The sequence below is a fragment of the uncultured Oscillibacter sp. genome (assembly GCF_947654275.1).
GTDB lineage: Bacteria > Bacillota > Clostridia > Oscillospirales > Oscillospiraceae > Oscillibacter.
On the sequence record NZ_CANTJS010000001.1, the window covers coordinates 80,039 to 102,023 of the forward strand.

The 21,985-nt window shown below is 61.3% G+C and carries 13 protein-coding genes; 7 read left to right on the top strand and 6 right to left on the bottom strand.

The window, feature by feature from the left end:
* Positions 1 to 4: 4 nt before the first annotated feature.
* Complete coding sequence (locus tag Q0063_RS00345) at positions 5 to 1,597, top strand: amidohydrolase family protein (protein WP_297869971.1); 1,593 nt, start codon at positions 5 to 7, stop codon at positions 1,595 to 1,597.
* A 278-nt stretch (positions 1,598 to 1,875) separates the two neighbouring features.
* Here Q0063_RS00345 and Q0063_RS00350 read toward each other — a convergent pair whose 3' ends face one another.
* Together Q0063_RS00350 and Q0063_RS00355 are read right to left on the bottom strand one after the other, a co-directional pair.
* A complete protein-coding gene (locus Q0063_RS00350) occupies positions 1,876 to 3,033 on the bottom strand; it encodes a mannitol-1-phosphate 5-dehydrogenase (protein ID WP_297869972.1) in 1,158 nt (385 codons plus the stop codon).
* 212 nt (positions 3,034 to 3,245) lie between these two features.
* Positions 3,246 to 4,580 (bottom strand): glucose-6-phosphate isomerase, encoded by a 1,335-nt coding sequence (locus tag Q0063_RS00355; protein WP_297869973.1) that lies wholly within the window; start codon positions 4,578 to 4,580, stop codon positions 3,246 to 3,248.
* Between the two features lie 978 nt (positions 4,581 to 5,558).
* Here Q0063_RS00355 and glmS point away from each other — a divergent pair.
* Positions 5,559 to 7,397 carry a glutamine--fructose-6-phosphate transaminase (isomerizing) gene (gene glmS, locus Q0063_RS00360; RefSeq protein ID WP_297869974.1) on the top strand — a complete coding sequence of 613 codons (1,839 nt, stop codon included), beginning with the start codon at positions 5,559 to 5,561 and terminating at the stop codon, positions 7,395 to 7,397.
* Between the two features lie 952 nt (positions 7,398 to 8,349).
* Here glmS and Q0063_RS00365 read toward each other — a convergent pair.
* The 4 genes from Q0063_RS00365 to Q0063_RS00380 all read right to left on the bottom strand — a co-directional run bounded on the left by Q0063_RS00365 (position 8,350) and on the right by Q0063_RS00380 (position 14,931).
* Entirely contained in the window at positions 8,350 to 12,003 is a 3,654-nt protein-coding gene (locus tag Q0063_RS00365; protein WP_297869975.1) for an S-layer homology domain-containing protein, read from the bottom strand.
* A gap of 301 nt (positions 12,004 to 12,304) precedes the next feature.
* Positions 12,305 to 13,615, bottom strand: a complete 1,311-nt coding sequence (locus Q0063_RS00370; RefSeq protein WP_297869976.1) for a hypothetical protein — start codon at positions 13,613 to 13,615, stop codon at positions 12,305 to 12,307.
* A gap of 114 nt (positions 13,616 to 13,729) precedes the next feature.
* A complete protein-coding gene (locus Q0063_RS00375) occupies positions 13,730 to 14,074 on the bottom strand; it encodes a hypothetical protein (protein WP_297869977.1) in 345 nt (114 codons plus the stop codon).
* A 263-nt stretch (positions 14,075 to 14,337) separates the two neighbouring features.
* Positions 14,338 to 14,931, bottom strand: a complete 594-nt coding sequence (locus Q0063_RS00380; protein WP_297869978.1) for a TetR family transcriptional regulator — start codon at positions 14,929 to 14,931, stop codon at positions 14,338 to 14,340.
* Between the two features lie 581 nt (positions 14,932 to 15,512).
* Between Q0063_RS00380 and Q0063_RS00385 the strand changes: the two genes are divergently transcribed.
* From Q0063_RS00385 to Q0063_RS00405, 5 genes are all read left to right on the top strand, one after another.
* Complete coding sequence (locus Q0063_RS00385) at positions 15,513 to 15,680, top strand: hypothetical protein (RefSeq protein ID WP_297869979.1); 168 nt, start codon at positions 15,513 to 15,515, stop codon at positions 15,678 to 15,680.
* Between the two features lie 326 nt (positions 15,681 to 16,006).
* Positions 16,007 to 17,023, top strand: coding sequence for a glycosyltransferase (locus Q0063_RS00390; protein ID WP_297869980.1), 1,017 nt, complete (start codon positions 16,007 to 16,009; stop codon positions 17,021 to 17,023).
* A 25-nt stretch (positions 17,024 to 17,048) separates the two neighbouring features.
* Positions 17,049 to 18,569 carry an O-antigen ligase gene (locus Q0063_RS00395; protein ID WP_297869981.1) on the top strand — a complete coding sequence of 507 codons (1,521 nt, stop codon included), beginning with the start codon at positions 17,049 to 17,051 and terminating at the stop codon, positions 18,567 to 18,569.
* Between the two features lie 289 nt (positions 18,570 to 18,858).
* Positions 18,859 to 20,301 (top strand): deoxyguanosinetriphosphate triphosphohydrolase, encoded by a 1,443-nt coding sequence (locus Q0063_RS00400; RefSeq protein WP_297869982.1) that lies wholly within the window; start codon positions 18,859 to 18,861, stop codon positions 20,299 to 20,301.
* Between the two features lie 223 nt (positions 20,302 to 20,524).
* Positions 20,525 to 21,838 (top strand): ABC transporter substrate-binding protein, encoded by a 1,314-nt coding sequence (locus Q0063_RS00405; protein WP_297869983.1) that lies wholly within the window; start codon positions 20,525 to 20,527, stop codon positions 21,836 to 21,838.
* Positions 21,839 to 21,985: the final 147 nt, after the last annotated feature.

Below are 21,985 nucleotides of genomic sequence, written 5' to 3' on the forward strand. Positions count from 1 at the left end.
GACCATGGACCGGATTCTGATTCAGAGGGGCACGGTTTACACAGGCCGTCTGGAGGCCCCTTTTACAGGGGACGTCCTGATATCCGGGGACCGCATCGAGGCGGTGTCGCCCCGCATTGACCCGGAGGGGCTGGACGCTCTGGTGGTGAACGCCGCGGGGAAGGCCGTGACGCCGGGATTCATCGACCTCCACCGCCACGCGGATCTGGCGGTCTTCTCCCCGGACTTCGGCTCCGTGGAGCTGGCCCAGGGCATCACCACCGTGGGCATGGGGGTCTGCGGCTTCTCCTTCGCTCCCTATACGGAGCGTTCTAATGGGCTCTATGATTACGTTTTGTCTACTCATGGCCCCTCCTTCGACGGGGCCCGCTACCCCGTCATGGCCGACTATCTGGAGGCCCTGCGGCATATCGCCCCCGCCGTCAACACCGCCACCCTCCAGGGGCTGGGGGCCATCCGCCTGGCGGTGAAGGGTTATGACCCCTCCCCCTTTACTCCGGCGGAGCTGGAGCAGGCCCGGGACTATGTGCGCCAGGCCATTGACTGCGGTCTCCGGGGCTTTTCCACAGGGCTGGTCTATCTGCCGGAGGTCTGCACCACCACCCGGGAGCTGACGGAGCAGCTGGCCCCCTGCCGGGGACGGGGGCTGCTGTACATGCCCCACATGCGGGACGAGGCCGCCCGTCTGGCGGAGGCTGTGGAGGAGAGCATCCAGGTGGCCCGCTCGGCGGAAATGGCCCTGGGCATCAGTCACTTCAAGGCCCTGGGCCCCGCCAGCTGGGGCGGCGTTCTGAGCCGGGCGATTGAGAGGATTGAGGCAGCCCGGGAGGAGGGCATGGACGTCACCGTGGACCTCTACCCCTATCACGGCACCGCCACCACCCTGGCCTCCATCCTGCCCGCCTCCTTTCTGACGGAGGAATTTTCCTCCATCCTGGCCCGCATCACCGAGCCGGACACGGTGGACCGGCTCCGGCACTGCTACCGGAACCCCGGGCCCAGGGATGAGCTCATCGACCTGGACTTTCGATGGACCCACGCCATGATCAGCGGCGTCCGCCGCCCGGAAAACCGGAGATACCTGGGAAAAACCATCCGGGACTGCACCCTGCTGTCAGGCTGTGAAGACGAGTATGCCTTCATCGCGGAGCTGCTGGCCTCGGAGGAAGGCAGCGTCAGCATGATCGGTCTGAACATCTCGCCGGAGGACGTCGTCCGCATTATGAAGCTCCCCTATTCCATGGTCATCTCCGATTCCCTGTATAACCTCACCGACACGCCTCATCCCCGTATTTACGCCTCCTTCCCCCACGTGCTCCGGCACTATGTACAGGAAACCCGTGTCCTGACTATGGAGGAGGCCGTTCACAAGATGACCCTGCTTCCGGCGGAGCGGATGGGCTTCCGGGACCGGGGCGTTCTCCGTCCCGGCGGCTTTGCCGACCTGCTGGTGTTCGACCCGGCGCGGATTGGGGACAACGCCGGCTTCGGCCACGGCAAACGCCTCTCCACCGGCATGGAACGGGTCTATGTCAACGGACGGCTGGCCTGGAGGGACGAACGCCTCCTCTGCCGGGCGGGCCGCTGTCTGAGCTGAATTCCCTTGAGCGCCGCCGCGCACAGGATACGCCGGGGCTCCGTCTGACTCGAAAGCCCTCTGCCGGTTCTCAAAAGCGTTGTCCGAATCAGAAAACGGGAGGAGCCCTGACGGGTCTCTTTCACCTTGTCGAAAACCGAATTGTCTTCATTCTTCGGAAAGGATGAGAGCTCGAGAGAAACCCATCAGGGGTTTCTCTCGTTTTCAATAAACACCATTTCAGCGGAGCTGAAATGGAAGCCGGCCGCCCATAGGCGGCCGGCTTGCCGTCCGGCGCTTCAGCGCCGGGCGATGCCCAAAGCCCGGTACACGTCCAGAATCCGGGTGAACAGGGGGTCTTCGGCCTTCAGCCCGGAGTAGTGGGCCAGGGCCGCGCCGGCGCCGTCCTCCTGAATCCTCCCCATGAGCTCCGCGCTCTGGGGGTCCCCGGCGCAGTCGAACCGCAGGGCGGCGGCAGCGCCGAAGATCAGGTGGTTTACCGGCAGACCATAGGAAGCGGTGGTGGTCAGCGGCTTGATGAGCCGGTCGCCGGGCTCCAGCTTCCGGATGGGCTCCCGGCCCACCCGCAGCACCTCGTCCTCCAGGAAGGGGTTCTGATAGCGGCCGAAAATCTTGTCCACATAGGCAAAATGGGCCTCGCGGTCAAAGCCGAATTCCCGGATCAGGCCCTCGCCGCTCTCCTTGATGGCGGCATAGACCGTGTCGCCAATGAAGGGGTCCGCGATGCTCTCCTTGATGGTCCCATAGCCCTTGAGATAGCCCAGGTAGGCGCAGATGGCATGTCCGCTGTTGAGGGTGAAGAGCTTCCGTTCCAGATAGGCCATGAGATTGTCGGCATAGGTCATGCCGGGAATCTCCATCTGCTCCCCCTTCCAGGAGGCCCGCTCCACGTCCCACTCGCAGTAACGCTCCACCGCGGCGTCCAGAATGTTCTCAAAGCTGGGCTTGGGGCAGATGCGGTCCACGGCGCAGTCGGCAAAGCCGATATTGGCCTCCAGAAAAGCGGTCTCATCCTCATTCAGGTGCTTCAGAACCTCGTTTTTCAGACGGGTGGTGGTCCGCAGGCCGTTTTCACAGCAGACCACATTCATGGGGGCGGTATTCCCGGCGGCCTTTCTGGCCTGGATGCCGGCGGCAATGGACCCAGCGATAACCGGCAGCACATTGGGACCTACGGCGGTGGTAATCAGGTCGCACTGCGCCACCTTTTGGGCAAACTCCGGAGAGGTGGAAATCACGCCGTCCACGTTCTCAATGGCAATCTCGCCGGGCTCCCGGTCCAGAATGTGGACCGTGTAGGCATGGTCCCGGTTCAGAGCCTCGATGATGGGCTCCACCACGTCGGCAAAGGTGACGTGCCAGCCCGCCTGAGCCAGCAGGGCCCCGATAAATCCCCGGCCGATATTGCCGGCGCCGATTTGAATTGCCTGTCTCATAAGCTCCTCCTTAAAGAATGGATTGCGAATGGATTGCTTCCGCGATTGGAGAGAGGCGCGGCGAAGCCTGAAGGGGGAAAATCCCCCTCAGGGCCGCGCCTCCCCGTTTGCGAAAAGGGGCAGGGCACCCGCAGCCCCCGGCCTCCTCACGGAGGAAGCCGCCAGCCCCGGGGCTGGCGGAAGGGGGTTTCCCTCCTTCCGCAGCATTCCGGTTATTTCGCCAGTTTGGCCTCCAGGGCGGCCTTCTGCTCCTCATAGCCGGGCTTGCCCAGCAGAGCGAACATATTTTTCTTATAGGCCTCCACGCCGGGCTGATCGAAGGGATTCACTCCCAGCAGGTAGCCGGACAGGCCGCAGGAATACTCGAAGAAATAAATCAGCTCGCCCAGGGCCCCGGCGGTCTTGCCTCCGGTCTCCACGATGACGTTGGGCACACCGCCCTCGGTGTGGGCCAGCAGGGTGCCCTCCATGGCCTTGTCCCGGATATAGTCCATGGACTTTCCCGCCAGGAAGTTCAGACCGTCGCCGTTGACCTCGTCGGAGGGGACGCAGAGCTGATGGGCGGAAGCGCCCAGGCGCACCACGGTCTCGAAGATGTTCCGGGTGCCGGCCTGCATATACTGGCCCATGGAGTGCAGGTCGGCGGTGAATTCCACGCTGGCGGGGAAAATGCCCTTGCCGTCCTTGCCCTCGCTCTCACCGAAGAGCTGCTTCCACCACTCCAGCATGAAGCGGAAGGCGGGATCATAGCAGGCCAGCACCTCAATGGGTTTGCCCGCCTCGTAGAGGGAGTAGCGGAGAGCAGCATATTTCCAGGCGGGACTCTCATAGGAGGCCGTGCGGCAGGTCTCCATCATCCGGGCGGCGCCGGCCATCAGCTCCTCGATGGAGATGCCGGCCACGGCAATGGGCAGCAGACCCACGGCGGTGAGGACGGAATAGCGGCCTCCCACGCCGTCGGGCACCACGAAGCTCTCCCAGCCCTCGGCGTCGGCCAGGGATTTCAGCGCGCCCCGGGCCTTGTCGGTGGTGGCATAGATGCGGCCCTTGGCGGCCTCTTTGCCGTATTTCTTTTCCAGAGCCTCCCGGAAGAAGCGGAAGGCCACGGCGGGCTCGGTGGTGGTGCCGGACTTGGAGATGACATTGACAGAGAAATCATCATCCCCAATCATGTCGAACACCTCCTGCATGGCGTCGGAGGACAGGCCGTTGCCCATGAAGTAGATGTTGGGGGTATCCTTTTTCTTCAGGTTATAGTTGGGAGAGCCCAGATACTCAATCACGCCCCGGGCGCCCAGATAGGACCCGCCGATTCCGATGACCACCAGCGCCCTGGAGTCGGCCTGAATCTTGGCTGCGGCGGCCTGGATGCGGGCAAACTCCTCTTTGTCGTAGTTCTCAGGGAGCCGGACCCAGTCGGTGAACTCATGGCCAAGGCCGGTGCCCTTCTGGAGCTTCTCCTGAGCCTCGGCCAGTCTGGAGGACAGGGCCTCTTCATAGGACGCGGGCAGGAAGGCGTCCATCTGGAAGGATTTAACGTTTACCATATCACATGTTCCTTTCCACTCTATACTGCGGTCTTTGTGGTTCTCACCAAAAACCGATTCTAAACAAGTATATCATCTTGTCAGGTTGACGGCAAGGCATCCCGGGGGAAAACTTTTCAAAAAATCAAAGTTTTTTTGAATTTTTTTGCCGGCTAGTTCCTGCGAAGGCCCCTCACTGTCCCCCGGCATTGGGGGCGGTTCCTCCCGCAACTCCGGGAGCGGTGTGATTCCGAGGGATGGCCCGGTCAGGGGACCGGGCCCCACACCTCTTCTTTAGTCACCGCAGTTGAAAAGAAGCATTTGCTTCTTTTCAACAAGTGCGGCGATGATTCGCCGCACAGGCCGCAAAACGGCCTTGCGGTGGACTTCATAGTCAGCACATCGGGTTTTTACCTTACCCGTCAGCGGCTCCGCCGCTGTTTGAAAATCGGTATCTGCCGATTTTCAACTGTGCTGACTATATCGGCAGAACACCCTGTGGGGCCTGGTCCCCTGACCAGGCCATTTCCCCGCCAGAGCCCCTCCCCTGCATGGCATTCCCGCTATAAAACGCGGGAACGGACACCCCCTGCATGGCGTTGACTTTTTTCTCTGTCCTCAGTATAATAAACCATCAGCTTTTCATAGGCTGTAAAGCGCAGAGAGAAAGGAGGTTCATGGAACTCAGGATTCCATGCAGAAGCGCCAGATCTCGGCGTCACGATTCCGGTCCGTTCCGGTCCCTTCCCTAAAGGGCGGGGCCCGGAAAAGCAGGATACGGAGCCTGCGCCGACGAAGACGAGGAGAAGGGAGCGTCAGGGCTGTCAAGCCCTGCAATCGAAGCATTCGGCGGATGCCCTTCCGCGCCGGCGGGCGCGATACGCGGCCTTAAATATGCGGGCGACCGCAAAACAGAGGGGCCGCGGCCGCCAGAAGAAGACAGATCACTGCGCGTTTGTCCTCTTGATCGAATATCGAATTAGGAGGAACTCATTTCATATGTGCGGAATCATCGGATTCGTGGGCCGGGAACAGGCGGCCCCTATCCTGCTGGAGGGCCTGCGGCAGATGGAATACCGGGGCTATGACTCTGCCGGTGTGGCGGTGCGGTCCCGGGAAAAGGGCCTGCAGGTCCGCAAGTCCAAGGGCCGGCTCCAGGTCCTGGCGGACCTGACCCGCGGCGGCGCAGAGCTGGAGGGCTGTCTGGGCATTGGACACACCCGCTGGGCCACCCACGGCGAGCCCAACGACGTCAACGCCCACCCCCATGTCAGCTCCGACGGGCGGATTGCCCTGGTCCACAACGGCATCATCGAAAACTATCTGGAAATCAAGGAGCAGCTTCTGAACCACGGCGTTGTCTTTACCTCCGACACGGATACGGAGGTGGTGGCCCAGCTGCTGGAATTCCATTACAAGGAGTGCGGCAGCATGCTGGAGGCCGTGGGCCGGGTGCTGCGGCGCATCGAGGGCAGCTATGCCTTCGGCATCATCTGCGCCGACTATCCCAACGCCCTCATCGCCGCCCGGAAGGACAGTCCCCTGATCCTGGGCTTCGGTGAAAACGGAAACTTCATCGCCTCGGACGTGACGGCCATCCTCCGCCACACCCGGGACGTGGTCTACATGAGCGACGGGGAAATCGCCGTCCTGACGGCGGACAGCGCGGATGTGTTCAACCACGAGATGGACCCCGTGGTGAAGGAGCACAGTCATGTGGACTGGGACGCGGCGGCGGCGGAAAAGGGCGGCTATCCTCACTTCATGTTCAAGGAGATTCTGGAACAGCCCGACGCCATACAGAAGACCATCGCCCCCCGCATCCGGGAGGGCCGGGTGGTGCCGGACGGCTTCTGCCTCACGGCGGAAGAAGCAAAAAATATCTCTCACATCTACATGATTGCCTGCGGCTCCGCCTATCATGCGGGCATCGTGGGCAAATACGTCTGGGAACGTCTGCTGCGCCGCCCGGTGGAGGTGGCTCTGGCCTCTGAATTCCGGTACAGTCAGCCTCTGGTGGACAGCCGCACCCTGGTCATCGCCATCAGCCAGTCCGGCGAGACTCTGGACACCATGGCCGCCCTGAGAGAGGCCAAGCGGCTGGGGGGCCGGACTCTGGCGGTGTGCAACGTGGTGGGCAGCTCCATCGCCCGGGAGGCGGACCATGTGCTCTACACCTGGGCCGGGCCGGAAATCGCCGTGGCCACCAGCAAGGGTTATTCCACTCAGCTGGCGGCCCTGGACCTGATTGGCCTGTATCTGGCGGACCTGCTGGGCACCATCTCCCCCGCCGAATACGGGGACATTCTGACGGAGCTCCAGCGCCTGCCGGACAAAATGCGGCAGTATCTCACGGACTACGCCGGCACCCAGTATTTTGCCTCACGCTATTTCAATCATGACTCCATTTTCTTCATCGGCCGGAACCTGGACTACGCCATGGGGCTGGAGGGCTCCCTCAAGCTCAAGGAAATCAGCTACATCCATTCGGAGGCCTACGCCTCCGGCGAGCTCAAGCACGGAACCATCTCCCTGATTGAGCCCGGCACGCTGGTGGTGGCCCTGGGCACCCACGCCGCCCTCTTTGACAAGGCCATGAGCAATGTGGTGGAGGTCAAGGCCCGTGGGGCCGAGGTGCTGGCGGTGACCACCGAGCCCCATCGGGAGCGGATGGCCAAAACCGCCGATGCGGTTCTCTCTGTGCCGGAGACTCATCCCCTGCTTCAGCCGTCCCTGGGCATCGTGCCCCTCCAGCTGTTCGCCTATTACGTGGCCCTGCAAAGAGGCTGTGACATCGACAAGCCCAGGAACCTGGCAAAGTCGGTGACGGTGGAATAATTTTGCTGACAAAACCGCCGCTGTCCACACGGGACAGCGGCGGTTTTTCTTGCGGCGCCTGTCGAAAGCTGTTATACTGTAGGGCGCGGCCTCTGTGCCGCGCCGGTTTCTTTGACGGCAAAAAAGGAAGCGGCGCGGAAGCCCTTGACAAAGCGGCTCAAATCGGTATAATGAAAACAGAAGGGCGCTGCTGTACGGCGGTCGTCCCATGCCAGCTAAACTAAGCTAGCCGTTCGGGAGCCATCCGGACGGCTAGCACGCTTTTGTGGTAAGTATCAGCGCCGCTCCGATGAAAAACACCAGAAACCGCACTACGGTGATGAACCGCTTCTTCCACATCCGCACCACCTCCCCCCGATTGGTATTTGCCTGGGAGAAAATGGGCCAACCGCCACTATACAGCAACGCTGATTTGATTCTATCACGCTGTGTCGCTTTTTGTCAATTCCGCCGCTTCCTTTGGTGTCGAAAAAAGGAACCGGCGCGGAAGCCCTTGACAAAACGGCTCAAATCGGTATAATGAAAACAGAAGGGCGCTGTCACAAGACGGTCAGCCCTCCACGCTAGTCAAACATCAAAGTTGACCGTTCGGGGGACAGCCGGACGGTCAACACGCTTTTGTGGTAAGGACGTACAGCGCAATGGCTGTACACACCAGGAACCGAAAAACCTGGCAAATCCTCTTTTTCCACATCCGCACCACCTCCCCCTCGCCGTCGCGTGCTCCATATCACTTGCCCCGGCCTATGGGCCGGGGCTCGCTCATTCCGCCGCTCCGGCTCTCCCTCCGCAAACGCTACGCTGGTTTGCGGAGGGGAAAGCAAAAAGAGCCGCCCGCCTTTCGGCGGGCGGAAGCAAAAAGAGGGGGGGATTCCTCCCCCGGTGAAACAGGACCCGCCCCAATGGGGCGGGTCCTTTGCCGGATACACGAATCAAATGGAGTCAGGGGAAATCAGCTAACCGGATCCGCGTGCTCCGCAATCGCGGTGATGGAGAACGCGCCGGTGATGCCCTCAGCGGTCAGGTCGCCAGCAGTCAGAACGATGTTCCAAACGGCGGCAACTGCTTCCTCAGCAGGAGTCACAACGATCTTGTAGTAGGTGGGCTGCTCGACCTTCGCCCAAGTGGCTTCCTCAATCAGACCGCTGGCAGTCTCATCAGCCGCAAGGAGTTCCTCCTCAGTTTTTCCTTCAGCAAGCTTCTTAACGTTGGTAGCCTGGTCGAATTCGTCCTTAGTCTCGAAGGTCACTTTCTTCCAAGCGCCGCTACCATTATTGAGTGTAGCGTCCCACTGATAGAAATCGGGATTCTCCACAGCCGCAACATAGGTAGCCTCGGCAAAGTTGGTGGAGTCGGTGAAGTCGAAGTCCTCAGCGGTGGCGTCCTTGCCGTCAGCCAGCTTGTAGAGCTTACCGCCCTCAGCAGCGGTCTTGGCCGCATTGAATGCGGCCTCGTCGTTGAAGGGACCGACAGCGGTGTAGGTGTTGACCGCATCAACAGCGGCGCTGCCCTCGGTGACCTTCACCAGACGGCCATTGGCCTTGGTGCACGCAAACACCACGGGATCGCCGGCGGCACGGGCGGCAGCCTCAGGTGTCACAGTGACGTCGATCTGCTTGGTATCGAAGTCATAGACACCCTCATGTCCAGCGGCCTCAGTCAGAGCAATCTTGACAGCGGGATCAGAGGGGGTATCCTTGTGAACAGGGGGATACTCGACGTTGCCGATTGTCAGGTTCTTACCGTCCAGATCGTCCTTCACAGAAGGATCCAGAGGCTGGCCGGGCGCGGGAACGGGAATGGTCTCGTCAACAATGGGAACATCGGGAACGGTGGTGACACTGTTCGCCATCTCGGTGATGATGACCAGGGAGACGTTGCGGAAAGCGTCCTTGGTAGAATCATCGTTGTAGATGAACTGGATGACGGGATACTTGGGGCCTCCGTCCGCCGGGGCGCGCTCAACGAAGTCCTTCAGATCGCCCACGGAGTTGATGCCGTTGCGGGTCAGGTCCAGCCACTCGGCGTCAGCCATGCGGACCACGTGGGTCTCGTCACCGATACCCAGGCTGGCGGACAGGTTGAAGGCGATGTTGGTCTGATTGACAGCATAGTCGGTCAGCTTGACCAGGTGCTTGTCGGCGTTGACAACGGAATACACCTTCGCCTCGTTGACAGAAGTGGTCTTCTTCACGGAGGTGTGCTCACGCAGGGTGTAGAAGGGCTCGAAGCCTTCGCGGGTGGCGGCGCTGTAGCTGGCGAAATCGCCCACGTCCAGTTCCTTGTCGGAATAGATGAATTCCTTATCCTTCAGGCCGTCGGGAGTCATCATGGCCACAGTGTAGCCATAGATCTTCTTGCCGGTGGAATCGACCTCATAGGAGCCGTCCCAGTCGCGGATGTACAGCAGGTTGGTGCTGATAGCCTGGTTGGACTCGCGCTTGATGACAACAGCCTCGACCTCGCCGTCGTCATTCAGGCAGAGCTGAGCGGGGTTGTAGTTAGCGGAGTTCCACTTGTAGGTCAGGTCGGCGTTGGACGCGTTCTGGACGCCGCTGAGAACCTCAATGGAGTCCACTTCGCTGCCGTCGTCGTTGAAGGACACATAGATGAACTTCACGCCCTTGGCAGTGTAAGGCTTCTCGACAGGATTCGCGCCAACCTGATAGGCGATGCGGTTGTTGCTGGCCTTGATCTCATAGGGTGCATTGGTGGCGCTATCAGTACCGGTGTACACGTCAGTGACGCCCCGGGTAACGTCCTCGACTGTTTCAAGCCCGCTGACCAGCTTCCAGTCGGCGGAGCCGGTGACACCCTTGTTGGTGTACTTCACCAGGTCGCCGGGCTTCATGCTGCTGGTATATTCAGTATTGGTGCCCAGGTTCAGCTCCAGCAGGTTGCCCTTGATGTCCCAGCCCTCGACAATGGTGACATTGCGGCGGTCGATGGTGCTGGTGAAGTAGCCCTTAATCACGAAGTAGTCGGAGGTATCGCCCACGTTCTTGGCACGCAGAGCGTTGCCGGCCTTGTCCAGATACAGCTTGACGTCCTCGCGGGTAACCTTGATGTCGTCAGCATTGATCTCAACCAGGTCCTTGTTCCACAGAGACACCTTGTAAGCGGTGCCGCCCACGGTGACCTCAACGGCCTGGCGGGTAGCGTTGCTGTTGCCGTAGGTCTTGACGCGGGTCAGCTTGCCTTCCACGGTCTCGGGGGTGTAGGCGTCGTAGACCTCGAACTCCGTGCCGTTGTCGGTGGTGACGGGAACCACGGCCACAAGATCGCCGGCCTTCAGGCCCTTCAGGAACTCGTAGTTGGCGTTGTCGCTCTCAACATCCTCGACATCCTCGAAGATAGGCGCCTGGTTATAGCCGGACTCGGCCTTGGCGGTCTTGTTGTCGGGCTTGATAACGTCCAGAGTCACGGAGTCGGCGCCCACGCGCTTGACCTCCATCAGCTGAGTCTTGACCACCACGACGTCGGTGATGTAGTCGGCGGTATCCTCGGAGACATAGACCTCCACCACGGTGCCGTTGTCGGTGTAGTCGGCGATGTCGCCGACCTTCTCGCCGCCGAAGGGAGTGCTGGTCTCGCCGTTGACATGCAGCTCCGTGCTGCCGTCCACCTTATAGCCGTTCAGCCCCAGAGCGCGGACCTTGGTGGCGTCGCTGACGCCAGTGACATCGTGCTCCATCTGCTCGGTATAGGTGAAGTCAGCCTCGACGGGATAGGTGCCGATGGTGACCTTCTTGTAGCTCCACTCGTTGGAGGGACGGCCGAAATCGTCCTCGGTGCTGCGCTCCTGCTTCATGCGCAGGTCAACGAAGTGCTCTTCACCGAACTCAACGGTGTACCAGTTGTCCTTATCATAGTTGGAATTGCCGCTGGCCTTCTTGTTATTGATGTGGCTGGCAAATTCCTGGTTGCTGACCTTGTAGTTGCGCTCGGGATTCACGACCACGGACTGAGTGCCGTTGACAATGTTCATGCCGCCGGTGTACTCAACCAGGGTGCCCTTCAGGGTGTTCAGAGCCAGCTGGCAGGCCTGCTCACGGTTGACAGACTCGTTGCCCTTGAAGCTCAGGCGGTCGAACAGGCCGCACTCGTTGCCGATGCGGGCCACGTTCATGGTCCAGCCGGCGCCGGTGAAGCCGCCTTCGTGCTCACCCTTGTAGCCCAGAGCGCCCAGCAGCATCTTGGCGAAGGCGTAGCCGCTCAGGGTTCCCTCGGGCTTGAAGGAGCCGTCCTGATAGCCGTTGATGTAGCCGGAATTCTTGCAGTAGCTGATGACGCCTGCAAAGGTGTGATTCACGGGAACATCGGTGTAGGGTGCGGAGGCGGCAACCAGATTGCTGGCGGCCTCAGAGCCGATCATCAGGGAGACGATGATCTTGGCGGCGGCGCCGCGGGTCAGCTCCTTCTTGGGCTGGAAGCTGCCGTCGGTGTAGCCGGTGATGATGCCGATACGGTTCAGAACCGCGACGGCTTCCTCGTACTGAATCTCGTCCTTGTCGGTGAGATCCTTGTACTCGGTGGCGCCCGCGCTGACGGTGACCAGGGACATGGTCATGACCAGTGCAAGCACCAGGGACAGGAATTTCTTCATGAAACATTCCTCCTTTTAAATTTGCGGAAGAGTCCGGAACATTCCCCGTTCAGGGCCCACGGTATCGGGGGCTAGCCAACCCCGTTGATGGCCCCGGCTCGGGGAACGCCCCAGCGCTTCACGCACCTGCAATGTACCCCGAAAACCCTGTGCTGTCCAGCGTTTCGGGTCCCTTTTAACCCAAGTGAAAACCGCCGTATCATCCGCCGCGCCCATTTGCCGGAGGGAAATAACGGAGCCCAGTTTTTTCCATTTTCTTCCCCGGACCCGGACAACAAAAAGGAGGGCCCGGCGGCCCTCCTTATTCCGCTTTCCGCTCTCCGGCGAGACCGGGGAGAACATACCGCTGGCCCCTCTGGACCAGCTGGCCGGCCTCCACCATGTGCCGCAGCACCAGACCGCACTGCTTGGGCTGGATATGGAGCAGGGCGGCCACGTCCTGACGGTAGGCAAAGCCCTCCCGCTCCAGATAGGCCCGGACGGTCTCCAGGTGCCGCTCCGGGGGCACCACGGTGCCGGGCAGGTAGTATTTCCCGCCCACCCGAACCAGGCGCTTCCGCTCCGTCAGGCGGCGGAGGCGGTGATAGGCGGCGGTTTTGGACAGGCCCAGCAGCCGGGACACCTCCCCCCGGGAGACAGCCCCGGCGTTCAGGGCCTGCTGGAGAATCAGCGCGTCGCCGGAGTCCCGGCCCTCGTTCCGCCGCAGGTCCCGCAGAGCCGTCCGCTCCATGCCGCCCCGAATCAGGGCCGCCCGGGTCATCCGGGACAGCCGGGGCAGGTCAATGGGCCGCCGGGAGCGCTCCGTCAGGAGGACGTGGGGGTCATCCGACGGGGCGCGGCTCCGGCGCTCCTCCTCCAGGAGGCGGCGGACGGTGCTGCTCAGGACCACCTCCCGGTCCGGCAGACGGACCCGGTCCCCCTCCCAGTCAATCTGATCCCAGGTGAGGGCAGTCATCTCCCGGGCCTGAAGGCCCAGCTGCCAGGCCAGCCACAGAGCCAGGCCCGCCGGGGTTCCCCGCTCCGCCTGGAGGACCTTCCACAGCTTGAATTCATCAATCTGGTCCGCCGCCGAGACCTTTTTCCCTCGGTTCTTCCGCCGCCTCTCAGCGTCGTCTGCCGCCGGAACGCCGCCAGAAAACCGAATCTGGAGACTGGCCACCTCCATGCCGCTGAGCCGGGCCGCCTCCGGCCAATCCAGGGTTTCCAGCTGGCGGAGAATCCAGTCATAGCGCAGGTCCAGCAGCCGCACCCCCGCCAGACCGCCCCGGTCCAGGGCCTGCCGGGCCAGCCGGGAGATGGATTCCGGCCGCAGGGGCGTCCGGCTCCGGGCGGAAAGGACCACATAGGGGGACGCCTCGCTGTGGGCCTCCTGAAGCCGCCAGAGCATCGTCCGCAGCTCCGGGTCCAGGGGGACCGCCCTGTCCGGCAGCTCCAGCCGCCCGTCCAGAAAGGATACCTGGCTCCAGGTCAGGTTCGCGATCTCCTCCCGGGTCAGGCCCTCCAGCCAGGCCAGCCGGAGCACCACGGCCTCCGGGCCGGTCTGTTCCCGCTCCAGCAGACGGCGCAGGGCGGCCTCCTCCAGCCTCTGTGTCTTTTTCCGTTCCTGTCCCATGACGCCGTCCCCCCTTTCCTCCGCGCTTTTGGTTATGAATGCATAGCAAATCAGGCGAACTCTTTAGAAAAGTTCACCTGCTTCCCATTCGGGCAGCTTTTTAGTTCCTGTTTTTTATGTAGCCGCCGCGGTCCGTTCCGGCTTTTCAGCGGGAGCGGCGGCCTGGATGCCGGTGAGGTCCCAGCAGCCGTGCCGGGTCACCAGCCCGCCGGAGAGACGGCCCTGACAGACGGTAAAAATAGCGTCGTAGTCCTCCCTGCCTGTCCGGGTGCGCAGCGCGCCTGAGATCAGGTACTTGGGATTGGTCCCCTTCTCCAGCACACTGCCGGTGAAGCGGCTGTGTCTTCCCAGCAGGCACAGCTCCCCGGAAACCACATGATCCTCTTCCTGGAGCAGCAGGGTTCCGGCGCGGGGCCCCAATTGGCTTTGCAGCACGATGGCATAGCTGATTTTCTTCACAACATCACTCCTGTTCCGAATTATAATGAGACAATTTTCTTGCCTGAAGAGACAATTTTATAAAAAACGTCTAATTTCAGACACTTTTCATGAAATTGTCAAAATCGCGTGTCCGTTTGACCCCCCTCTCCCGGCCCGGCGCAGAAAAACGGACCGCCGTCCATGAAATATGGACGGCGGTCCGTCAGCCAAAAAAAGCCAAAAAAGCCAAAAAAGGGCGGGAAAATCCCGTCCTTTTTCGAATTGCCTATGCAGTTCCCCGGTCAGCCCAGCATGTCCCCTCCGCAGCCTCTGGCCCGGAGCGTCTGCCAGACCGCTCCGGCGGCGTGCTGCTCTGCGGCGCTCCGCAGCACCTCCAGCACCGCCCTGGGTTCCACCTCCAAATCACCCCGTATCCAGCCCTCCAGCAAAGACAGCAAAATGGTCTCCCAGCACCGGATTCGGGCCGGTTCCCCCTCCGGGTCCGGCGGCGTGCCGCAGCGCTCTCTGTAATAGGCCTGGGTCCGCTCCAGCATGTCCGCCAGGGGAAGGGCCTCCCGCAGCCCCGCCCTGCCCCGGCTGTCCAGCAGGGCGGTGTAAAAGGGGCGTTCCTCCTCCATGCGGGCCAGCAGGTCCGCCACGGCCTCCTCCCAGGTCAGGCATTCCCCCTGACGCTCCAGCAGCAGCGTCCGCTCCCTCCGGACGGACCAGGCAAACAGATCATAAATGTCTTTAAAATGGTAGTAGAACGACTGCCGCCGGAGACCGCTGAGCTCCGTCAGCTCCCGGACCCGCAGCTGATCCAGGGGCTTGCGGGCCAGCAGAATCCGCATGGCCTCGTCCAGTCCCCGTCTGGTGCGATTCTCTTGTTCCGGCATGGCAGTGCTCCTCCTGTCTCTTTCTGGTTCTCTCACCTTTTTCAGAATCTGTTCCCGTGGAATTAAGAGGTCCAATGGCGCGGGGAAGGGAAAAACGGCCCCGCTCAGGACGGCGGCGCGGCTCCCTGCCCCCCGCTCCCCCGCGCTTGTGTCGGGAATGTTCAGTCGTTATAAGCATACCGCAGTCCCGTCCCTCCGTCAAGATTCCCCGTTTTTCGCGGGTATGTGATTTTTGTGTCCCTCATTCTCCGTGAAAATCCGTGCCATGTCATCTTCAGCCATCAAACCGGGCGGCTCCGCCGTCCGCCCGGGCAGACGGCAAACCCCTCCGTTCGCCGGGCCATCCTCGGCAATCCGCAGATTTTCGGCTCCGCCGGTCCGGTCAACTCAATGAGGATGTTTCAAAATACAGAAAAAACGGGCCATTCTCTGATTCTTCGCCGCCAGCCGAGCCGTGTTTTCCAATTTTTTCAATTTCCAGGAGCTCTCGACAAATTCAGACAGGAATTTCACTGGATATTGTGTATCATCCTCTTAGTCCCCTGCTACATTTTGTGTTTCACTGGAAAGGATGATATGACATGACCGCTATTTCCAAGGAGTATCTGCTGCTGTTCAACACCGTGATTGATGCGGAACAAACTCTGGCCCAACTTCACGAAACTCTGATCGAGGCCCAGCGGCAGGCGGAAGAGCTGTTTTTAGAAGGACCCCCTGAAGAAACGCCAACCGCTCCAAGGAACAGGTGACATATACATCCGGCGGGCCTTTCCGGCCCGCCGGATGTATATGTCCTGATGGGAATTCCGGCCGGGCTTTACTCCGTCCGCCGGGGGCGGGCCCTGACCTGGCCCCTCTGCCGGAAGCCCGGCGCCTTCTTCCAAATAAAATGCGTCAGCGGACCTTCCCCGGCAGAGAAAAGACGTTGACCTCCAGGAAAAAATGGGGTACAATGGCAGTTATGATGGCAGGCTCCCTCCCGGGCACGGAAGCTCTCCCCGATGGAAACGCCCCCGGGGCCATACGCCGCCCCCTTTCTTCCCCAGGAGCCGAAAACATACAGGGAGGTTCGTTTATGCCCAGTATTTCCGTGATTGTCCCCGTCTATCAGGCCGAAAAGTTCCTGGAGGCCTCTGTGGGCAGCGTGCTGGCCCAGACCTTTTCCGACTGGGAACTGCTGCTGGTGGACGACGGCTGCTCCGACGGCTCCCCCGCCCTCTGCGACCGGTTCGCCGCCGCCGACTCCCGGGTTCGGGTCTTCCACCGCAAAAAGAACGCCGGCGTCAGCGAGGCCCGGAATCTGGGGCTCAACGAAGCCCGGGGGGACTATATCGCCTTTCTGGACGCGGACGACGCCTTCGTCCCCCAGGCACTGGAAACCCTCTGGTCTCTCCGGGAGCAGACCGGGGCGGACACCGTGGGCTGCGCCCATGTGAACCTGACCCCTGACGGAGGCGAGCAGACGGAACTGCTGCTGCCCGCCGGAACCTATGACGAGGCGGCCATCCGGGAGCGGATTGTCTATCCCCTGCTGGGGGACCGGCTCCGGGTCCCGGTGTTCAACGGCTTCATCTGGCGTTATCTCTTCTCCGCCAAAATCCTCCGAGCCGCCAAAATCACCTTTGAGGGGGCCTATCTGGAGGACGAACTCTTCTTGATGGAGTACTTCTGCAATGCCAGAAAGCTGGCGGTGACGGAGGACCCCCTCTACCGCTATCTTTTGAACCTCAGCTCCGCCACCCACCGTTACATGAAGGATTTTCTGAAGGTCTTCGGACGCTTCATGGAGCGGAAGGAGGCCCTGGTCAAGCGCTACGGCCTGGAGTCCGCCCGGCCCCTGTGGCGGGAGGAATCCAACTGGGCGGGACTGCTGATTGCCATTGGCAACGAGTACGCCCGGGACCGTCAGGTGCCCGTCCGCCAGCGGCAGAAGGCCGTTCAGGAGCTCTGCCGCCGGCCCGACATGGCCCAGGCCATTGCCAAAATCGCCCCTGCGGGCCTGAATCCCAACAAACAGATGGTGGCCAATCTGGTTCGGGGGAAGCACTTCTTCACCCTGACCCAGCTCTACCGCCTGAAAAACCGAATCTGAACACTGAAAGAAACGAGGTTCCCCTATGACCCTGCTTCGTGAAAGCGCCCTCTGCCGCCTCTGGCTCCTTCTCCTGGCCTCCTTTCAGGACAGCGCCCTCTGCCGTCTTCTCTCCACCGCCGGCGGCTGGTGCGGCCGGCAGATTGACGAAAGCCGCGTCCTCCGTCCCCTGTGCCGGGAGGGCACAGCGGCCCGGGTCTGGCCGGACAGCCTGCTCTGCCGCCTGCTGAGCTTTCTGGCGGACCTGCCCGCCCGCCTGCTCCGCTGGGTTTACCGGCTGCTGCAGGCCAGTTTTGAGGACAGTTTTTTTGCCCGTCTGGCCTTCACCCTGGGGGACGAGACCGCCGCCGCCCAATCCTGGCTGATCCTGCTGCTGTGGGTGATTCCCTTCAGCCGCTGGAACAACGCCTATACCCTCATGGCCTTCGGGTTTCTCCTGCTGCTGTTCCACGCCGGCGCCATGCACCGGACGGACTTCCGGCTGAATGTGAAGGCTCTGGGCTTTTATCCCCTGGTCCTCTTCGGCTCCATATTCCTGGCGGTGGTTTTCTCCCGGAGCCGGAGCCTCTCCACCCGCTTCCTGGTCTATCACATGTCCGCCGCCCTCTGCGTGCTGGTCACCGTCAGCGCCGTCCGGCACATGGAGGATTTAAAGCGCCTGGCCGCCGGAGCGGCGGGCTGCGTGCTGGTCTCCTCGCTGTACGGCGTGGCCCAGCGCCTCCAGGGCATTGAGGTCAACGCCTCCTATGTGGACCTGGATCTGGCTCTCAACGAGACCATGCCAGGGCGGGTGATGTCCTTCTTCGACAATCCCAACACCTTTGCCGAGGTGCTTTTGCTGCTGCTGCCCCTGGTGCTGGCCCTGGCGCTGTGCTCCAAGAGCCTGCCGGCCCGTCTCGCAGCCCTGGGCGTCTTCGTCCTGGGGACGGGGGCCCTGCTGATGACCTATTCCCGGGCCAGCTGGGTGGGCTTCGCCGTGGCCATGGTTGTAATGCTCTTTCTGTGGAAGCCCAGGCTGCTGCCCCTGTTTTTCCTGCTGTGCTGTCTGGCAGTTCCCTTCCTGCCCGTTTCCATCTGGAACCGCATCCTCACCATCGGCAATCCCGCGGACTCCTCCACCGCCAGCCGCTTCCCCCTGTACGAGGCGGCCCTGCGTGTCATTGCGAAGGTCCCCGTCTCCGGCGCGGGCCTGGGCACCGCCGCGGTTCAGCGCTATATCCGCCTCCACAACCTCTACAGGGGCAATTCCCCCTTCGTCCATGCCCACAACTTCTACCTTCAGGTCTGGATTGAGGCGGGCCTGCTGGGCATCGCCAGCTTCCTGGCCTCCATGCTGTGGAACATCAAGCGGGCGGCCCACGCCGCGCGCCACTGCGGCGATTCCGCCGCCCGGACCCTCACCTGCGCCGCCGCCGCCGCGCTCTGCGGCAGCATGGTCTGCGGCCTGGCGGACTACCTGTGGAACTATCCCCGGGTCATGTGTATCTTCTGGTTTGTCTTCGCCGTGGCGCTCTGCGGCGTCAGACTCTGCGGCGAAACGCGGTAATATGGTTTTTCTTTCCCTCAGCGCTCACGCGCCGGCCGGCCCGCAGCTGCCAGCCGGCGCTTTTTTCCGTTTTGAGGACAGGGGCGGCCCTGTTCGTCCTATTCGCTTCTTTTACAGGCTTTGAAGCCTATGTGTTCGTAAAAACTCCTTGCCCGCAGATTTCCGCCGAAGCCTTCCGCCGGCAGGCCGTTTCTTAAAAGAAGCAGGCGGGTTCCTCTCTTGTCCTTTTCTCCAAAATATGCTATACTATCTGAAAATCCGGCACAAGCCGCAGGGAGGAGAACCGCATATGGAATGGAACACACTGTTATCAACAGAGAAAACGGGCCCTGAAGAGGCGGAACCCACTCAATTCGCCCAATATCCCATCAACGAATTTGAAAAGGACTATCACAAAATTGTGTCCAGCGCTGCCTTCCGCCGGCTTCAGGACAAGACGCAGGTCTTCCCCCTGGACAAGAGCGACTTTGTCCGCACCCGTCTCACCCACTCCATCGAGGTCTCCACGGTGGCCCGGCAGCTGGGCATCATGATTTCCAAAAACAACACCCCCTACAAGCCCGCGGACATCGACGGGGACGCCGCCGAGGGCATCGCCTCCGTTCTGCTCTGCGCCGGTCTGCTCCACGATCTGGGCAACCCGCCCTTCGGGCACTTTGGCGAGGTGGTCATTGGAGACTGGTTCAAGGAGCATCTGGACCTGATTGACTATAAGGGCCGGCCTCTGCGGTCCTGGCTGACCCCTCAGATGGCCTCCGACCTGGAGCACTTCGAGGGCAACGCCCAGGCCCTGCGCATCCTGCTGAAGGCCGGGCACCGCTCCGAGATCAATCTCTCCAAGGCCATCATCAGCACCCTGGTGAAATATCCCACGGACTCCCTTTCCTTCCGCGGCGGCGACCCGGATATCCGGAAGCACAAGCTGGGCTTCTACGCCGCCGAGCAGGAGGCCTTCCGCAGCGTCTCGGAGACGGTGGGCACAGTCACTGCCTCCGGGGACTTCTGCCGCCATCCTCTGACCTATGTGCTGGAGGCCGCCGATGATATCGCCTATGCCACCGCGGACCTGGAGGACGCCTTTAAAAAGGGCCTGTTCACCCTGGACGCCTTTACGGAGTTCTTTAAGAGCTTCTACACTGAGGAGGACCTGGCGATTCACAACAGCCCGGCCTACTATTCCAACGAACTCATTCTGCTGCTCCAGTCCCTCCGGGGGAGTGAGCACAGCGCGAGAGGCGACAGCAGCGCCTTCAAGCAGTGGCTGAACCGGGTCCGCCGCTGGCTGATGTACGTAACCGTTTATCGCTTCTCCTTCAAATACCGGTCCATTATGGCCGGAACCTATGGGGACGACCTGTTTGCGGAGACCTTTCACAGCCTGACCATTCGGATTTTGAAAAAGGCCATGGCGGAATTCGCCTACGACGCCCCCGGCATCCTGAAGCTGGAGCTGTCCGCCCAGACCATCCTCTCCTTCCTGCTGGGCAGGTTCGTGGGCGCGGCGCTGTACTACGGTTCTCAGGATGAGGATTACCTCCCTTCCAAGGCCGACCGGAAATACCTCATGATTTTCTCCGACAACTACAAGCAGGACTATGAAAACGCCAAAACCGGAGACGAGGCCCGGGATCTCTACCTCCGCCTCCTGATGGTCACCGACTATATCAGCGGCATGACGGACTCCTACGCCCGCACCCTGTACCGGGAGCTCAGCGGCATCGAGGCCGTCTGAAAACCGGCCGGCATTTTCTTCCGAACATCACAGCAAATCGTACGAATTTTCATGATTCGTACGATTTTCATATAAACCGGACTTTTTGCTCTATTGCTAAACAGAATGACTAACTATAATGGAATTTACCGGGAGGCCTTTGTGAATTATTCCAATGGGCTGTCCGGCAGAGGTGCAGCCTGGCGCTACACCCGCATTTTTTAAGAAGAGGAGATAGAAAACGATGAAAAGACTTCTTGCAGCTCTGCTTGCCGTCATGATGGTGCTCTCCCTGGCCGCCTGCGGCGGCGGAAACAGCGGCGGGCAGACCAGCGAGCCCCCCGCCTCCTCCGGCGGCGATCCGGCCCCTGCCGAAGGCAGCGGAGAGAAAATTGACATCAGCGTCATCGCCGCTCAGTACGGCCAGAAAACCAGCGACTGGTGGGCCAACTTCCAGAAGGAATTCAACGAAGCCAATCAAAACATCAACCTGAATGTGGAGGTTGTCTCCTGGAATGACATCTACACCGTGGTCAATACGCGGATCTCCAACGGCGCCGCCCCGGACATCCTGAATATCGACGTGTTCGCCGACTATCAGGCCGAAGGGCTGCTGCTGCCCGCCGAGGACTACGTCTCTGCCGAGACCTATGCCAAGTTCTATCCCGCCTTCCTGGATCAGTCCGTGGTGGACGGCACCGTGTGGGCCGTGCCCGATCTGGCTTCCGCCCGCGCTCTGTATTACAACGTGGACATTCTGGAAGCTGCCGAGGTGGAGGTTCCCACCACCTGGGCCGAGCTGGAGGCCGCCTGCCAGAAGCTCCAGGCCTATGATTCCAGCATTTATCCCTGGGGCATCGACATGACCACCGACGAAGGCCAGGCCGCCTTTGCCTATTACATCTGGAACAACGGCGGCGACTTTACCGACGCCGACGGCAACTGGACTCTGAACAGCCCCGAAAATGTGGAGGCCATTGAGTTTGCCATTGGCCTGGTTAACTCCAAGCTGACCAACTCCGACCCCGCCAACGAGACCCGCTACACCCTTCAGGACCTCTTCGGCGCCGGCCAGCTGGCCATGATGATTGGCCCCAACTCCATTCCCACCTATATCGCCGTTGACAAAGAACCCGAAGACGTCATCAACTACGGCACCGCTCCCATCCCCACCAACGAAGGCAAGCCCTCCGTTTCCGCCGGCGTTATGGACCGGTTCATGTGCTTCGACAACGGCCACTCTGACGAGAAGATCGAGGCCATCAAAACCTTCTTCGACTTCTTCTATGAGGATCAGCGTTACTCCGACTGGGTCCTGATGGAGGACTTCCTGCCCGCCACCTCCACCGGCGGCGAGATCGTGGCCGCCGCCGACGAGCGGATGGCCGCCTGGGTCGACATTGTGGGCTCCTGCAAGTTCTATCCCACCGCCAAGGCCGAGTGGGCCAACGTGAAGCAGGGCGTCATCAATGTGGAGCAGCAGGCTCTGATGGGCGGCAATGTTCAGGAGCTGCTGGATGAGCTCCAGGCCGAGATTGAGGCCGAGGCTGCCGGCTGACGCCTCCAATCGCTTCACCGTTCACCGACATGCCACCGCGGGGCCGGGCCGACACGGCCCGGCCCCGCCGGCTTTCTTCCGGCCATTTTCAAAGCGCGGCCCCTTCCTCTCCGCCGGGCTTTGAAAGCGGTCGGAAGGTCCACCATT

Bases quoted from the DNA above. Each gene is read 5' to 3' on its own strand.
- Q0063_RS00355 (WP_297869973.1), bottom strand. From the start codon at position 4,580: ATGGTAAACGTTAAATCCTTCCAGATGGACGCCTTCCTGCCCGCGTCC.
- Q0063_RS00400 (WP_297869982.1), top strand. From the start codon at position 18,859: ATGGAATGGAACACACTGTTATCAACAGAGAAAACGGGCCCTGAAGAG.
- Q0063_RS00345 (WP_297869971.1), top strand. From the start codon at position 5: ATGGACCGGATTCTGATTCAGAGGGGCACGGTTTACACAGGCCGTCTG.
- Q0063_RS00365 (WP_297869975.1), bottom strand. From the start codon at position 12,003: ATGAAGAAATTCCTGTCCCTGGTGCTTGCACTGGTCATGACCATGTCC.
- Q0063_RS00350 (WP_297869972.1), bottom strand. From the start codon at position 3,033: ATGAGACAGGCAATTCAAATCGGCGCCGGCAATATCGGCCGGGGATTT.
- Q0063_RS00390 (WP_297869980.1), top strand. From the start codon at position 16,007: ATGCCCAGTATTTCCGTGATTGTCCCCGTCTATCAGGCCGAAAAGTTC.
- Q0063_RS00380 (WP_297869978.1), bottom strand. From the start codon at position 14,931: ATGCCGGAACAAGAGAATCGCACCAGACGGGGACTGGACGAGGCCATG.
- Q0063_RS00395 (WP_297869981.1), top strand. From the start codon at position 17,049: ATGACCCTGCTTCGTGAAAGCGCCCTCTGCCGCCTCTGGCTCCTTCTC.
- glmS (WP_297869974.1), top strand. From the start codon at position 5,559: ATGTGCGGAATCATCGGATTCGTGGGCCGGGAACAGGCGGCCCCTATC.
- Q0063_RS00385 (WP_297869979.1), top strand. From the start codon at position 15,513: ATGACCGCTATTTCCAAGGAGTATCTGCTGCTGTTCAACACCGTGATT.
- Q0063_RS00405 (WP_297869983.1), top strand. From the start codon at position 20,525: ATGAAAAGACTTCTTGCAGCTCTGCTTGCCGTCATGATGGTGCTCTCC.
- Q0063_RS00370 (WP_297869976.1), bottom strand. From the start codon at position 13,615: ATGGGACAGGAACGGAAAAAGACACAGAGGCTGGAGGAGGCCGCCCTG.